We start from the raw sequence: 14349 nt of genomic DNA, 5'->3' as shown, positions 1-14349 counted from the left end.
GTAGCCGCGAAACCGAGCCAGAGAATTGATGTGGGGCAGCCATCCGGGTGCTCACGCACCCGGCAGGGAGCTGCCGGCCCTCCGGGCCTAACGCGCGGGGCGATGCCCACGCGGTTTAACGGTTGGGGAAACCGGGAAGTTGTTTTGGGACAGGTTCCAAATTGCCGTAACTCGCTTTACTCGCTACGGCCTACGAAAAACTGGTGAATACGGTGGCTGCAGCCTGAACCGAATCAAAGTCGACGCACTCGGCACGGTTGACTCAAGCCGCAAGGTTTACCTCGCCGATACCAGTTCCGTACGCGGTCACCGTACACGAATTCCAATTTTCTCAATCGCGAATCCGAAACTGTGTCAGAATCGGCGGCTTCCATTTCAAGCATTCCTTCACGGAACTCGGCCGGTGCGCTCACTCGTTGGGTGACGCAGTGGGGTTCGGCGGTCGTTGATGGCGTCAGCGCGATCGGTGACCTATCGATTTTCACTTGGCACATGTTGAAATGGATGTTCACTCGGCTGCCAAGTCGCGGAACGATCTTGATTAACTTCTACCAGGTCGGTGCGCTAAGCCTGCCTGTTGTTGCGCTAACAGGAACCTTCATCGGCATGGTCTTGGCCGTGCAGAGTTACGCCCAGTTTCACGCAATCGGACTCGACAGTCGTTTGGGCGCAGTGATCAACAGCACTCTGGTTAAAGAACTCGGTCCGGTGCTTGCCGCGACCATGTTGGCGGGTCGCGTGGGCAGTGCGATGGCAGCAGTGCTGGGCACGATGCGGGTGACCGAGCAGATTGATGCACTCACCACGATGGGGGCCGACCCGATTCACTATTTGGTCGTGCCGCGTTTCCTCGCGTGCATCTTGCTGATTCCTGCCCTGACCATCATGGCCGATTTCATGGGCATCGTTGGCGGATACTTTTACAGCGTGATCATTCTTGGCATCGATCATGCTGCGTACCTCAATCATTCACGCGACGGTGTGACCGGCTTCGATCTGTTTAGCGGGATTTTCAAGAGCATTTTCTTTGGTGGCACCATCGCACTTGTTAGCTGCTATCGCGGTTTCCATTGCCAAGCCGGTGCCGAAGGTGTCGGTAAAGCTGCCACGACCGCGTTTGTGTATTCGTTTGTCCTGATCCTGGCCATCGATCTATTCTTAACCATCGTTTTGAATTCGATCTACTACAGCATCTATCCCACGGGAGCGTCTTTCCTATGAGTGACATCTCCAGTAACGACGAGTCCGTCGCGCCAATCCGAAACGGCAATCTGATCGAAGTGGATGATCTATCGGTCGGCTTCGACGGTCAATGGATTCTTCGAGACATCGACCTGAAAATCGCCAAGGGACAAACGCTTTCCATCATCGGAGAAAGCGGTTGTGGCAAAACAGTGTTCATGAAGACGCTGATTGGATTGGTCAAACCAACCCAGGGCAGCGTCAAGTTTGACCACCAAGATCTAGCCAAATTGACAGACGCTCAACTGGCGATGATCCGGCGTCGAATCGGTTTTGTGTTTCAAAACGCTGCGTTATTCGACAGCATGTCGATCTTTGACAACGTTGCTTTTCCCATCCGACAAAACGAACACGATGTCGGCGAGGATGAAGTCTGCGATCGCGTGATGCAGCACTTATCGGAAGTCGGCTTGCCGACCGATATCACTCGCCGTCGCCCGGCCGAATTGTCAGGCGGAATGCGAAAACGCGTGGGTCTGGCTCGCGCGCTGATCTTAAAACCAGAACTCGTGGTCTATGACGAACCAACCACGGGACTCGATCCAATCATGAGTGACGTGATCAACGAATTGATCCTGGACACGCGTCGGCGGTATCCCGTTACCAGCGTCGTGGTGACTCACGACATGCACACCGCTCGAAAGGTATCGGACCGAGTGTTGATGTTGTTTCCACGGAGACGTTTGGACATCCATGAATCGCAGGTGCTCTTTGACGGGTCACCGAGCGATTTAGAACACGCAGAAGATCGCCGCGTTCGGCAATTTGTGCGAGGCGAAGCGGGTGACCGAATTCGCGAAATGGCTAGCGAGGCTAGCTGAAAAGCTGTGAGGCATAATCATGGATGAAAATAGACTCAAATTCGGCGTCGGCGTGTTGGTAATTTCGTCAATCGGAATCGGCATCATTCTGACGTTCCTGTTCGGTGCGTTTCCCAGCGTCTTTAACGACGACTACAACTTGTCGGTCGTCTTTCCGTCCGCCGAAGGCGTGGGGCTGAACACAAAAGTCGTCCGCGACGGAGTAGCGATCGGCCGCGTTTCGGATATCGAATTGCGGGACGAAGGCGGCGTGTTGATCACGTTAACGATGGATAGCGACTTTCCAATCTCGCACCGTTACGTTCCCCGAATCGGCAGCGGCAATTTCGTCACCGGCGACGCCAAAATTGAGTTCATTCCCGCATCCCAAAAGCAACTGGCCAGCATCTACAAAGACGATCAACAACGAGCGACTGAGCTGTACACGCCGGATGAGTTTTTTAACTATGGCAGCAAGTCCGAGAGCCTGTTTGAGATGCAAAACGAGTTAACCGACACCTTTGACGCCATCAAAGAAGCCGGTGAATCAATCGCGATGGCTGGTGAGAGTGTGGACGCGCTTGCCAAAGAAATGCGTGAAGTCGTCGGCGGTACTGACGGCAAGATCGATCAGGTTTCCGCGGGGGCCGTCGTCGCATTAGAGGAATTCCAAGCGGTGATGCGTGGGGTTCGCGAGCTTGTCGAGAATCCGCAAATCAGAACCGGTCTCGAATCCTCAGCCGAGCAATTGCCGAAGCTGCTTGCGAATGCTCAAAAGGCTCTTTCACAAACCGAAGAAACGTTTGACAGTATCAATGCCGCCGGAAGGCAGTTTGAAAAGGTAGGCGTCGCTGCGGAAGAAACCGTCTTGAGTGCAAAGTCGGCTGTCGAGCGTACCGAAAAGTCGCTTGGCAATACCGTCAAGAATGCGGAGAAGACGTTCGCAAATCTTGAGCAGTTTACTCGGCCGTTCGCCGACCGCGGCGACGAGTATGCAGGGCAGGTTCTGCAGACGCTCGAAGGACTCGAGCGCACTTTGGCTCAGGTTGAAATGTTTGGCCGAACGCTGAACAACAGCGACGGGACAGTCAAAAAACTGCTGGAAGACGACGAGATTTATTACCAGGTCCGACGCACGGTCGAAAACATCGAAGCCGCCACCGCTCGCATTCGCCCCATCCTGGACGATGCAAGAATCTTCAGCGACAAGATCGCCCGCGACCCAAGACAACTCGGCATCCGCGGTGCGATTTCAAAACGCCCCGGCGGCGCCGGCATGAAGTAGAAAAAATGTAGGCCGTAGCGAGCCATAGCGAGTTACGGCACTTTGCGAACCGCCGTAACTCGCTGGAAGCTCACTGAAAGTTCGCTACGGCAACACAAAAAAGAACTCTACCGCGACGCTCGCAACCTACCGCGCGCCTGGGCGACAGCTTTGTCTTTAATTTGAGCTTCTTCGGGTTTACTGGCTGGCATTTCGCGAGCCTTTTCAAGTGCCGCGCGGGCTTCTTCGGCGTCGATCAAATCAACCGGTACCAAGGTGCCAGTCAAAATGTTGATCTCGTTCTTTTCGACTTGAGCGAACCCGCCATCGACGTAGTACTTTTCGAGCCCGGCTGCGGTCTGCAGCTTCAGCGTGCCGTATCCCAAACGACCGATCATGGGCGCGCGATCCTTCAGGATGCCCATTTCACCATCGTCCATGGGCAACGAAACGTAATCCGCTTCGCTTTCCAGTTCGGTGCGTTCAGGAGTGACAACAATGCAGCGAATCGACATTACTTCTTGCCTTTCTCTTCCATCTTCTTAGCTTGTGCTTCGACTTGCTCGATCGAACCGACGTACATGAACGCTTGCTCGGGCAAGTGATCGTAGGTGCCGTCGCAAATGCCCTCGAAGCTTCGGATGGTATCGGCCAGAGGAGTGATTTCACCCTTCTTGCCTGTGAACACTTCGGCAACCAAGAAAGGTTGACTCATGAATCGTTCGATACGGCGAGCGCGGTGGACGATCGTCTTGTCCTCTTCGCTCAATTCATCGACACCAAGAATCGCGATGATGTCTTGAAGTTCGCGGTAACGTTGCAGCGTCGTTTGAACGCGGCGTGCGATCGTGTAGTGACGGTCGCCAACGTACTGCGGATCCAAAATACGTGAGTTCGATGCCAGCGGGTCGATCGCGGGGTAAATCCCCTTTTCCGAAATCGATCGTTCCAAGTAAATGAACGCGTCCAACTGACTAAACGCCGTCGCGGGTGCAGGGTCGGTCGGGTCATCCGCAGGCACGTAAACGGCTTGCACCGATGTGATCGCACCCTTCTTGGTCGATGTAATGCGTTCTTGCAACGCACCCATTTCGGTCGCCAGCGTCGGTTGGTAACCCACCGCCGAAGGCATCCGGCCAAGCAGTGCGGATACTTCCGAACCCGCTTGCGAAAAGCGGAAAATGTTATCGACGAACAACAATGTGTCGGCACCGGTCGTGTCGCGGAAGTATTCCGCCATCGTCAACGCTGACAACGCGACGCGAAGACGTGACCCAGGTGGCTCGTTCATTTGACCGAACACCATGCACGTTTGTTCGATGACCTTACGGCCGGTGTCGCCGATCGCAGTTTCCTGCATTTCAAGCCAAAGGTCGGTACCTTCGCGAGTTCGCTCGCCCACACCCGCAAACACCGAATAGCCACCGTGGCTGGACGCGATCCGAGCAATCAACTCGGTCAAAATAACGGTTTTCCCCAGACCCGCACCACCAAACAAACCGGCCTTACCACCACGAACGAATGGCGTCAGCAGGTCAACGACCTTGATCCCAGTCTCGAACACTTCGGTGTTGGTGGACAATTCGTGAACGGCGGGTGCTTGCCGGTGAATTGGCAAATAAGTGTCGGCGTTGACGTCGCCACGACCATCGATCGGTTGACCGAGCACATTGAAAACGCGGCCTAGTGTGTCTTGACCGACCGGAACCGAAACGGGTTTGCCGGTATCGACAACCGTCATGCCTCGCATCATGCCTTCGGTCGAACCGAGTGCAATCGCTCGAACACGTCCGCCACCAAGGTGCTGTTGAATTTCACCAACCAAGTTAATCGTGACGCCTTTGTGCTCTGAGTAAATCGAGACAGCGTTATAGATCGGTGGAAGTTGACCTTCGGGAAATTCAATATCGAAAGTCGAACCGATGACCTGAGTGACTCGGCCGATGTTTTGATCGGTAGCGGTAGACATGGGGAAAAAGCTTTTAGCGGTTAGCGGTTAGCTATTAGCTCTGAGCCGATAGCGGGTGAGTGGGAATTGTTAGGGTGAATTGTTTATTTGCAATCTCGTCCAGAAACAAATGCTAATAGCTAATCGCTAAAAGCTAATTGCTCCCTAGCCTTCGAGGGCTTCGACGCCGCCGATGATCTCCATGATCTCGCCGGTAATTTGACTTTGACGAGCGCGGTTGTACGTCATCGATAGTTGTTTGATCATGTCGCCAGCACTTTCGGTGGCTCCCTTCATCGCGATCATCCGAGCAACCTGCTCGCTGACGGCCGCGTCCAAGAAACACTTAAACAGCTTGGCCTTGAAGCTAGTCGGAACCACTTCTTCCAAGATGCTTTCCGCCGACGGCAGGAATTCGTATTCGGCGCTTGGGCCAGTACTTACACCAGCAGTGGTCGCTTCATCGTCCAAGTCATCGCCAAGCGAACCAAGTGGCAATAAAGTCTCGATGGTCGCGACTTGCTTGCTGGTACTGATGAACTTGGTGTAAATCACATCCAGTCGGTCGATCTTGCCAGTGATAAACTTTTCCAAGTACATCGACGCGATCTTTTCGACTTCCGCATAGGCTGGTTGGTCTTCAAAATGCAGGTACTGATCTTCAACATCAACACCGCGAAACTTCAGGCCGTTGATGCCGCGTTTTCCGCTGACATCGATACTGACGCCGGGGACTTCTTCACGCATCGTTTTCAAATGCGACATCGTCGAACGCAAGACGCTGGCGTTGTAACCACCGCACAAACCACGATTGCTAGACAGAACCAGCAGGCTGGCGTTCTTTGTTTCTTCGCGAGGCTGCAACAGAGGATGCTGAACCTCGGTCCCACTGGCAGCCAGACTTTTGACGATATGCGAAAGCTTGTCGGTGTAAGCCGTCACGGCCGCCGCACGATCCATCGCTTTCTTGTAACGCGCGGTCGCGATCAACTCCATCGTCCGCGTGATCTTGCGGATGTTGCGAACGGACTTGCGTCGTTTGTCGAGGGCGCGGGCGTTAGCCATTTGTCAGGAAAAGTCGTGAGTGGAATGGTTGTTTTTTTCTAATAACTCTGATGCCGTCTTTTCTTTTTCGTAGCTGGGCCCGCCAGTGTTCAGTCGAGCAAACGGCAACCCTCTGAACCCTGGCGGGATCAGCTACGAAAACTACCTCTAAGCGATGCTTTCAACCGGCTTATAACCGCTCTTGAAATCGTTGATGCAGGCTTCGATCTTTTCGACGACGTCATCGGACAAATCCATCTTGTCGCCGATCAAATCCATCGTGCCGCTATGCTTGTCTTTTGCGAACTGCAAGAAATCAATTTCCCACTGTTGAACCGCACGCACGGGAACATCATCCAAGAAGCCGCGTGTACCGGCATACAAACTAAGCACCTGCTCGGTGACGCTGAGCGGTTGGTACTGAGGTTGTTTCAGCAATTCAACCATGCGGTAACCGCGGTCAAGTTGAGCCTGAGTTGCTGGATCAAGGTCGGTTCCCAACTGAGCGAACGCTTCCAAAGCTCGGAAAGCCGCGAGGTCCAAACGAAGACCACCCGAAACTTTCTTCATCGCTTTGACCTGAGCAGCACCACCAACGCGTGACACTGAAATCCCCGCATTCATCGCAGGACGAATCCCGGCGAAGAACAAGTCGGGTTGCAAGTAAATTTGACCGTCGGTGATCGAAATCACGTTGGTTGGAATGTAGGCCGAAACTTCACCTTCAAGCGTTTCAATGATTGGCAAACTGGTGATCGAACCACCGCCAAGTGCATCAGACAGCTTTGCTGAACGTTCCAGCAAACGACTGTGACAATAGAACACGTCACCAGGATACGCTTCGCGACCTGGTGGACGACGCATCAGCAAACTCATTTGGCGATAAGCCGTCGCCTGCTTTGACAAGTCATCATAAACGACCAACGAGTGGCCGCCGTTGAACATGAAGTGTTCAGCCATCGCCGTACCCGCGTAGGGAGCGACGTATTGCAGCGGAGCGGGGGCGGATGCACCGGCCACAACCACCGTTGTGTATTCCATCGCACCTTCGCGTGTCAGCACATCAACGATACCGGCAACCGCCGAATCCTTTTGGCCGATCGCAATGTAAAAACACTTAACGTCTTTGCCCTTCTGATTCAAAATCGCGTCGATCGCGATCGCCGTTTTACCGGTCTTGCGGTCACCAATGATCAATTCACGTTGGCCACGACCGATCGGTGTCATCGCGTCGATCGCTTTGACGCCGGTCTGCATCGGCTCGGTCACTGGTTGCCGCTCGGCAACACCGGTCGCGATGATTTCAACAGGCCGCGTGATGTCGGATTGAACCGGACCTTTGCCGTCGAGCGGATTTCCGAGTGGGTCCAGAACGCGACCGGTCACTGCGTCGCCGCAAGGCACCGACAACAGCGTGCCCAACGACTTGACTTCGTCGCCTTCTTTGATGGTCAGGTAATCACCAAGAATGATGACACCGACAGAGTTTTCTTCCAGGTTGAAAGCGAGCCCAATCGCACCGTTGGGGAACTCGACCATTTCACCGGCCATGACGCCGGAGAGACCGTAAACTCGGGCGATCCCGTCACCGACTTCCAACACGGTTCCGACTTCGCGGACATCGATCTTACTGTCGAACTGTTCGATCTCTTGTTGCAAGACCGATGCGATTTCGTCGCTACTAAATTTCATGGCTGTGTCTAATGATTAGGTTCATTCGGAGATACACATCCGAACAAAAACAAATGAGTTATTGGGAAGTAAGCTGCTCAAACTTCTCGAGCAATTTGCTGGAAAAACCTGCTCGCGTGGTACGAGCCATTGAATTCAAACGATTGGCAACGCTGCCATCATAAACGCGGTCGCCCACGCGGATTACCATGCCGCCGATCAGGTCGGGATCCACCGTTTCGGTCAAACGAACTTGCTTGTTCATGACCGAAGACAAATGGTTAGTGATTTCGTTACGGATCGAATCATCAAGCGGCACGGCCGATTTCACCGACGCGACGACTCGTCCCATCATGTCGTCAAAAATCTGGGTGGCCTGATCACGAACCGCGTGGATAAAACCCAAACGATCACGTGACGCCATGACCTTCAAAAACTTGATCAACAGCGGGTGAAAATCTTGACCAAAAACTCGGTCGATCACTCGCACCTTTTCGTCCTCGGAAATCCGAGGCGAACCGAGTGCCATGCGAAGCGAATCGCTGCCGCCGAGGTACTCGTCAACAATCTGACCGAGCTGATTGACAACCAATTGCAACGTATCATTCCCTTCGGCCTGGGCCGCGTTGATCAGAGCACGTGCGTAAGTCTTCCCTAGCTGTTCGGCTGAAGGATCGAGCACGTTCTTAGGTTGAGCGACTTCGGTCATCGGGAAATCAATTCGCAGTTATGCGTTAGGGAAATCAAACTCTCTGCAGCGTCACGCTGTAACATCATACTGGCGGGCGATCAGATCACCCGTTGTGATCCACTAGTTATCACTGGGAAGACGCTGAAGCGATTGACGGATCAATTCAGCGTGATCACCAGCCTGTAATTCACGACCAACCACTTGACCGGCAACTGCCATCGCCATGTCGGACGTTTGCCCCGCCAAGTCAGCCAAGGCGACCTTTTTGGCGGTTTCAATATCAGCAACCGCTCGCTCGGTTTGACGCTGAGCCTCTGCCTTGGCTTCTTCGACGATTTTCTGACCGTTGGTTTCAGCATCCTTACGAGCGTCCGCCAACATCGTTTGAACCTTCGTCGACGCTTCGGCCAACTGAGACTGATAGTCATCCAGCAAAGCCTTGGCATCCGCGTTCGCTTTTTCAGCCGCAACAAGATCACCGTGAATCTTTTGCTCGCGAGCCTTCAAGCCATCCAGGATGACTGGCCAAACAAACTTGGACAGAATCGCGAACACGCCCAGGAAGATCGCAAGGTTGCAAATCGCCGAACCAAAATCGAACTGCAACAAAGGCGGAACCGCCGCCTCGTCGCCGTGGCCCGAATGATCCCCGCCGTGTAGATCGTCACCGTGCGAATCTTCACCAGCATGATCGTGGTCGTGGTCAACTTCCGCTGCCGAATCAGCAACGGCTTCGTCGGCCATCGAAACACCGGATCCGCATAGCACGAAGCCACAGAGAGCCAACGTCATTACAAAGCCTCGCACTGACAGCAGCGCCGAAGCGACTGGCGACAATCCACAGCGTAACAACAACGAAGAATCAACGGTAAACATCTAAAGTCCTTGCTGCCCGAGGCAGGTTAAGCGAACGAAACTAAAACGTGTCATCAAAACGCAACTGCGAAATCAAACAGCGCTATTTCGGATCAACAGCAAGATCAATGCAATCACAGTCGCACCTTCAATCAGAGCGGCCGAGATCAACATTTGAGTTGCGATCGTTCCGCTTGCTTCGGGTTGACGGGCGATCGACTCGACAGCCGAGCTACCGATCTTTCCGATACCAAGCCCAGCACCAAGAATGGCCAAACCCATTCCGATACCGACGCCCATGGTACCGTAGCCCGGACTTACAGCTTCTTGTGCCAGCAACATTGCCAATTCAAACATCTCTCATTCGCTCCTGAGAAAACTTCTCGGTGTGTTCACCCCGACCAAACAGTCGGTCAAGGTGATTAAGGTTTAGTGATAGTAAAAGTGTCTCTAAAACAGTTCGTGATTTATTCAGTCCGACCGTTGACCTACGCTGGCTAAGTCGCAGGGTCCGCCATCGGTGTAATTCGTTCGGGTGCAATCAACTTATCAAGGTCCATCTGGCCTTCATCATCCATTGCGTGATCATCATCGTGGTCATGGTGAGTCGCGACCAGCGAGATAAACAGCACGGTCAGGAACGTGAAAATGAACGCTTGCAGGAAGCAGATAAACAGCTCCAACAACGTCAACACAATCCCGCCGCCGATGACGGCCAACTGGACACCATAACCAAGTCCATTGGAACTTTCGCGAGCCATAAAGATCAGCCCGATGAAAGCCGCGATCACCAAGTGACCCGCCATCATCGTTCCAAACAACCGCATCGCAAGCACCACGCACTTAATGCACAGGCCCAGCCATTCCAAAAAGTAAAGCGGAATTCCGATCGCCAACATCGCGGGATCATCCCAGCCGATCGGATTGAAGTGCGAAAAGAATGCCTTGGCACCCGTTTCCTTAATCCCGATATAAATGATCGCGATAAAGCTGCCGAGCGCCAAAACAATGTTCAGCGAAAGGTTGCCCGTGGCGGTTCCGCCCAAATGTGTGTGGTGAGGATCGCCGGTAAACATGTAGACGATCGACCCGATCGGGATCAGTCCAAGCACGTTGGCGAACAAGACGAAGAAAAAGATCGTCCAGACATAGTAAATGTATTTGTCGGTCAGCCCGTGCAGGTTGGGACGAACCACTTCGTCGCGGATGAACGAGCACATCGTTTCAAACAACTGCGACACTCGGCCGCGTGTTTGATAGGACGAAAGGTCGTTGCCCTTGACTCGCACTCGCCGCGAAACGAACCAGAACACCAAGATCACCATGACGGCTGAAACCAGCGACATCATCAAATGGTTGGTGATGAAAAACCGATAAACACCGTCGTAAATGTTCAGTGCGGGAATGTCACCACCGCCAACATTGACATGCAACACCTCTTCGCTGATCGCGTGAGGCACCGCATGGGTGACGGGGTTTCCGGCAGAAGCGACGATCCAATTCATCTGTATGATTCTTTAACTATCCCGCCTGCCGAAATCCTGGATTCGATCCAACGACGTCAAGCCGCCAGCCAACCCATGAACCTCGATCGAGGTTAAAAAGACGTACCAACCGATCACCAAAAAAACGATTGACGAAGATTCTTCGCCAAAGTGATAACGGCACGCAACAAACAGTGCAACAGTGCCAGCGAAACGAATTCCCAAGGCAGCCGAAGTTGCAACAATGGCTGTGCCACTGCGAGCAACCTTGTCCGCGGGAACGCCTCGCCCGATCACCAATCCGGGAACCAGCGACGCTAGCGTAATCAAACCGCTAGCGAGCGAAACCCAGATTATTTGATCAGACGTAATGAATTGCTTTTCGCCGATCGCGAACGCAATTACCACCAACAGCAAAGCAAGGCAGCCCGCCATCCAGGCCGCCGAAACTCGCCAAGCGACCGAAGCGAACAGATCGGCAACATGGTTCGAGACGGCGTCGCGACTCGCACTGCCTGCACCAGCGGTCTGCTGAGGTACAGTCACAGGAACCAACTCTGGCACAGGAACCAACGCTGGCACAGGTTCCCGTTTTGGGCCCGATTCGACGACGCCGGATGAGTTAGGAAGAACGGCGACGGGCACTTTAGCGGTTTTCTCGAGAGACATTCTGAATGAAACGAAACATTGCGAAGCTAAACCCAATGAGCGCGAACAATGCGGTCGCGTACTGAGTTTTATTCTGCATCTTCCAATCGATCGCGTAGCCCAGTGCGGCCACGCCGATCGTCGTGCCGGCCAATTCGATCCCCAGCCCAGCATGCTTCATCCAGCCGGTAGGGGTTGTCATTGGGAGGATCTCGGGTTCGGGTGCCCTGTCGCCCCGCAAAGGGAGCTGATTGACAATTCGACGATCGATTGATTCGACGGGCACAGTGTGACCAAACTGCTCCGTCAATCTATAGCCAGCGACGGATCGCCGCACCCTAGCCTGATAAAAATCATTGCAACGCAGCAATTTGTAGGCCGTAGCGAGCCTTAGCGAGTTACGGCAATGTGCGCACCGCCGTAACTCGCTTTGGCTCGCTACGGCCTACTTTCAAGGGGCGTGACAAATTCACAACGGCACATTTCCCTGATTGCCAGTATGTAGGCCGTAGCGAGCCATAGCGAGTTACGGCAATTATGCGCACCGCCGTAACTCGCTTTGGCTCGCTACGGCCTACTTTCAAGGATCGCTGGAAGTTGACAGCGACACATTTTCATTAGGCCAATCGAGTCCTTGCCGTTCTGGCAGTCACGAAATGGCAGCATGGATTAACGTACGTTCACTGGCCTGCGCGAAAAACCACCAATCTGGACGGTTATCCGGGCATCTCAGACAGTTTTCCACCGAATGTTCCGGTTTTGCAGGAGCCAGTGCTAGATGAAATCCGTGACCCTTGCAATAATGTTTCAGGTGACGATTATGCCATTACGCAATTCTAGAAGGGGGCGAATTACCCCCGGTAAATTGAAACTTTTTTGCGTTTTTGGCAGTCGCTCGAATGCCTCCATGCGAGCTTCGGTGGCGACGAAATCGGCAGTGATGACAGATTGATGAGATCGGCAAGGATGCCAATACGACGGGGTCAGCGATACGGATCGGGACGTGAAGGCTCGCTTAATGTTGACAACAAGAGACGGCATCGGCGTGATCGCCTTGCCGTAGCATCCTGGGAGAGAACCGTTGATTACGACCGCAGACCTAAAAACGCAAACGCGACGTGAACTCGCCGACTTGGCAAAGAATTACGGAGTGGCTGGCTGGCACGGACTCAAAAAAGATGAATTGATTCGTGAAATCGCGAAGGTTCAGCGGCGGATGAGAAGCAAGTCTGCACCAAAGTCAGGGAAGAAATCGCCAGCGGCAAAGTCAAAGTCGCCCGCTTCCAAGTCCAAGGCGGCTACGGGGACGTTGAAGGCATCGGCCAAGTCCGCAAAAAACTCCTCTGCATCCCCGAAGTCTGCCACCGCGAAAACGGTCACCGCAAGGTCCGAAGGCGTCTCGGCGTCATCTTCCAATCGGGCCAGCGGATCCAGAAAGCAATCGCCACTGCCCAAGAGTGCTGCTGTCAAAGCGGATCAAAAACGGCTGAACAAGCCGATGCCAAAACTGCCCGAATCTCGCGTCGATCCCAAAACCGCCAGAATCCGCGCCCAGATTCGACGTCGCCGCGAAACAATGCAAAAGAACAAGGATCTTTCGACTGGAATGCTGGTTGGCGGATCAGCCGTCAAGAACGGCGTCGACCGAACGCGTGATTCTCAATTGCACGCGGATCGTATCGTGTTGATGGTTCGAGACTCATTTTGGTTGCAGGCGACCTGGGAAATCACGCGTGCATCGATCGCGCGGGCGCAATCATCGTTAAAGGAACGCTGGCACACCGCGATTCCGACCTTGCGATTGCTTGCCGTCGGCGATCTCGATGGCAACGCAGCCGAAAGCGTCGCACGCGATATTCCGATCCACGGCGGCGTCAATAATTGGTACATCGATGTCGACGAGCCACCATCGCGGTTCCGCGTGTTGGTCGGGTACGCGATTTCTGGCAACGAGTTCTACACGCTTTGCCGAAGCAACGTCGTCGAAACACCCGAACCCGGCGAATGCGAACGACTGGATGAACATTGGCATGACATCGCCGAAGACTACGAACGCATCTATTCGCTAAGCGGTGGTTACGAAACCGATTGCGGTGACCTGAAAGAAGTCTTTGAGGATCGCCTGCATCGCCCGATGCCACTGCGTGGCGAAAAGGGACAAACGGTTACTGATCCATCACTGCTGCGACAATCCAAGTTGCCGTTCAAGGTTGATGCCGAACTGATTGTCTTTGGAAAGACACTCCCATCAGCTTCGGTGCAAGTCGCTGGCAAGCCAGTCAAGCTGCAAGCCGACGGCTCGTTTACAGTGCGAATGCAACTGCCCGACAAACGCCAAGTCCTGCCCGTCAACGCGGAAAGCCGCGATGGTTTGCGACAGCGCACGACGGTGATCGCCGTCGAACGCAACACCAAGGTCATGGAAGCGGTCGAGCTGGAAGATCGTTTCTAGGGCTCCATCCAACGCCGCGAAGCGTTTCCAAATCGTTTAACCGCGTAGGCGATGCCTGGACCGCTAAATCTTTGGGATTGCATCAGTTCTCGTTTGCGCAGGTTTCATTCTCACCGCGACGTTGAGTGCTTCCGCCGGGCTTGCCCCGGACGGAGCGGCAACTGGGAGCTACCTAACCGCAGATATTATTCGAAAGGGTACTCTCACGTAGGCCTCCGTTGCGGGCTTGTCCCGGCGGAGCTAACGACTT

Annotated in this window: 14 protein-coding genes; 4 read left to right on the top strand and 10 right to left on the bottom strand. The window is 53.9% G+C overall.

Features of this window, described 5'->3' with window-relative positions; translation table 11 throughout:
• Nucleotides 1-372 precede the first annotated feature (372 nt).
• From RC85_RS21330 to RC85_RS21320, 3 genes are read left to right on the top strand one after another with little or no spacing between them, the layout of a single operon-like run.
• Nucleotides 373-1221: an MlaE family ABC transporter permease gene (locus RC85_RS21330; protein WP_235033495.1), complete on the top strand. Its 849-nt coding sequence runs from the start codon at nucleotides 373-375 to the stop codon at nucleotides 1219-1221.
• Nucleotides 1218-2063 (top strand): ABC transporter ATP-binding protein, encoded by an 846-nt coding sequence (locus tag RC85_RS21325; protein WP_068266653.1) that lies wholly within the window; start codon nucleotides 1218-1220, stop codon nucleotides 2061-2063. Before RC85_RS21330 ends, RC85_RS21325 begins: the two co-directional genes overlap by 4 nt.
• A gap of 19 nt (nucleotides 2064-2082) precedes the next feature.
• Complete coding sequence (locus RC85_RS21320) at nucleotides 2083-3327, top strand: MlaD family protein (protein ID WP_068266650.1); 1245 nt, start codon at nucleotides 2083-2085, stop codon at nucleotides 3325-3327.
• A gap of 107 nt (nucleotides 3328-3434) precedes the next feature.
• Here RC85_RS21320 and atpC read toward each other — a convergent pair whose 3' ends face one another.
• The 10 genes from atpC to RC85_RS27040 form a co-directional block, all read right to left on the bottom strand.
• Nucleotides 3435-3821, bottom strand: a complete 387-nt coding sequence (gene atpC / locus RC85_RS21315) for an ATP synthase F1 subunit epsilon (RefSeq protein WP_068266647.1) — start codon at nucleotides 3819-3821, stop codon at nucleotides 3435-3437.
• Nucleotides 3821-5275, bottom strand: a complete 1455-nt coding sequence (gene atpD, locus RC85_RS21310; protein WP_068266644.1) for a F0F1 ATP synthase subunit beta — start codon at nucleotides 5273-5275, stop codon at nucleotides 3821-3823. The genes atpC and atpD overlap by 1 nt, the downstream gene beginning before the upstream one ends.
• Before the next feature lie 144 nt (nucleotides 5276-5419).
• Nucleotides 5420-6319: an ATP synthase F1 subunit gamma gene (gene atpG / locus RC85_RS21305; RefSeq protein ID WP_068266641.1), complete on the bottom strand. Its 900-nt coding sequence runs from the start codon at nucleotides 6317-6319 to the stop codon at nucleotides 5420-5422.
• A gap of 147 nt (nucleotides 6320-6466) precedes the next feature.
• Complete coding sequence (gene atpA, locus RC85_RS21300) at nucleotides 6467-7990, bottom strand: F0F1 ATP synthase subunit alpha (RefSeq protein WP_068266638.1); 1524 nt, start codon at nucleotides 7988-7990, stop codon at nucleotides 6467-6469.
• Nucleotides 7991-8048: 58 nt separating this feature from the next.
• Nucleotides 8049-8678, bottom strand: a complete 630-nt coding sequence (gene atpH, locus RC85_RS21295; protein ID WP_068266635.1) for an ATP synthase F1 subunit delta — start codon at nucleotides 8676-8678, stop codon at nucleotides 8049-8051.
• Nucleotides 8679-8780: 102 nt separating this feature from the next.
• The gene (gene atpF / locus RC85_RS21290; RefSeq protein WP_235033254.1) at nucleotides 8781-9536 is read right to left on the bottom strand and encodes a F0F1 ATP synthase subunit B; all 756 of its coding nucleotides are present in this window, start codon (nucleotides 9534-9536) and stop codon (nucleotides 8781-8783) included.
• A 72-nt stretch (nucleotides 9537-9608) separates the two neighbouring features.
• A complete protein-coding gene (atpE, locus tag RC85_RS21285; RefSeq protein WP_068266633.1) occupies nucleotides 9609-9872 on the bottom strand; it encodes an ATP synthase F0 subunit C in 264 nt (87 codons plus the stop codon).
• A gap of 140 nt (nucleotides 9873-10012) precedes the next feature.
• Entirely contained in the window at nucleotides 10013-11020 is a 1008-nt protein-coding gene (atpB, locus tag RC85_RS21280; protein ID WP_068266630.1) for a F0F1 ATP synthase subunit A, read from the bottom strand.
• A 12-nt stretch (nucleotides 11021-11032) separates the two neighbouring features.
• Nucleotides 11033-11644: a hypothetical protein gene (locus RC85_RS21275; RefSeq protein ID WP_068266627.1), complete on the bottom strand. Its 612-nt coding sequence runs from the start codon at nucleotides 11642-11644 to the stop codon at nucleotides 11033-11035.
• A 1-nt stretch (nucleotide 11645) separates the two neighbouring features.
• Nucleotides 11646-11849, bottom strand: coding sequence for an AtpZ/AtpI family protein (locus tag RC85_RS27040; RefSeq protein ID WP_149752721.1), 204 nt, complete (start codon nucleotides 11847-11849; stop codon nucleotides 11646-11648).
• 879 nt (nucleotides 11850-12728) lie between these two features.
• Between RC85_RS27040 and RC85_RS21265 the strand changes: the two genes are divergently transcribed.
• Nucleotides 12729-14099: a DUF4912 domain-containing protein gene (locus RC85_RS21265; protein ID WP_068266621.1), complete on the top strand. Its 1371-nt coding sequence runs from the start codon at nucleotides 12729-12731 to the stop codon at nucleotides 14097-14099.
• Nucleotides 14100-14349 lie beyond the last annotated feature (250 nt).

It is taken from the genome of Rubripirellula obstinata, assembly GCF_001642955.1.
GTDB classification, from domain to species: Bacteria; Planctomycetota; Planctomycetia; order Pirellulales; family Pirellulaceae; genus Rubripirellula; species Rubripirellula obstinata.
The sequence above is the reverse complement of the archived record's forward strand: the minus strand, read 5'-3'. Positions and strand labels throughout refer to the sequence as shown.

Excerpts from the sequence above, each read along its gene's own strand:
- RC85_RS21325 (WP_068266653.1), top strand. The coding sequence starts at position 1,218 with ATGAGTGACATCTCCAGTAACGACGAGTCCGTCGCGCCAATCCGAAAC.
- RC85_RS21320 (WP_068266650.1), top strand. The coding sequence starts at position 2,083 with ATGGATGAAAATAGACTCAAATTCGGCGTCGGCGTGTTGGTAATTTCG.
- atpC (WP_068266647.1), bottom strand. The coding sequence starts at position 3,821 with ATGTCGATTCGCTGCATTGTTGTCACTCCTGAACGCACCGAACTGGAA.
- atpD (WP_068266644.1), bottom strand. The coding sequence starts at position 5,275 with ATGTCTACCGCTACCGATCAAAACATCGGCCGAGTCACTCAGGTCATC.
- atpG (WP_068266641.1), bottom strand. The coding sequence starts at position 6,319 with ATGGCTAACGCCCGCGCCCTCGACAAACGACGCAAGTCCGTTCGCAAC.
- atpA (WP_068266638.1), bottom strand. The coding sequence starts at position 7,990 with ATGAAATTTAGTAGCGACGAAATCGCATCGGTCTTGCAACAAGAGATC.
- atpH (WP_068266635.1), bottom strand. The coding sequence starts at position 8,678 with ATGACCGAAGTCGCTCAACCTAAGAACGTGCTCGATCCTTCAGCCGAA.
- atpF (WP_235033254.1), bottom strand. The coding sequence starts at position 9,536 with ATGTTTACCGTTGATTCTTCGTTGTTGTTACGCTGTGGATTGTCGCCA.
- atpE (WP_068266633.1), bottom strand. The coding sequence starts at position 9,872 with ATGTTTGAATTGGCAATGTTGCTGGCACAAGAAGCTGTAAGTCCGGGC.
- atpB (WP_068266630.1), bottom strand. The coding sequence starts at position 11,020 with ATGAATTGGATCGTCGCTTCTGCCGGAAACCCCGTCACCCATGCGGTG.
- RC85_RS27040 (WP_149752721.1), bottom strand. The coding sequence starts at position 11,849 with ATGACAACCCCTACCGGCTGGATGAAGCATGCTGGGCTGGGGATCGAA.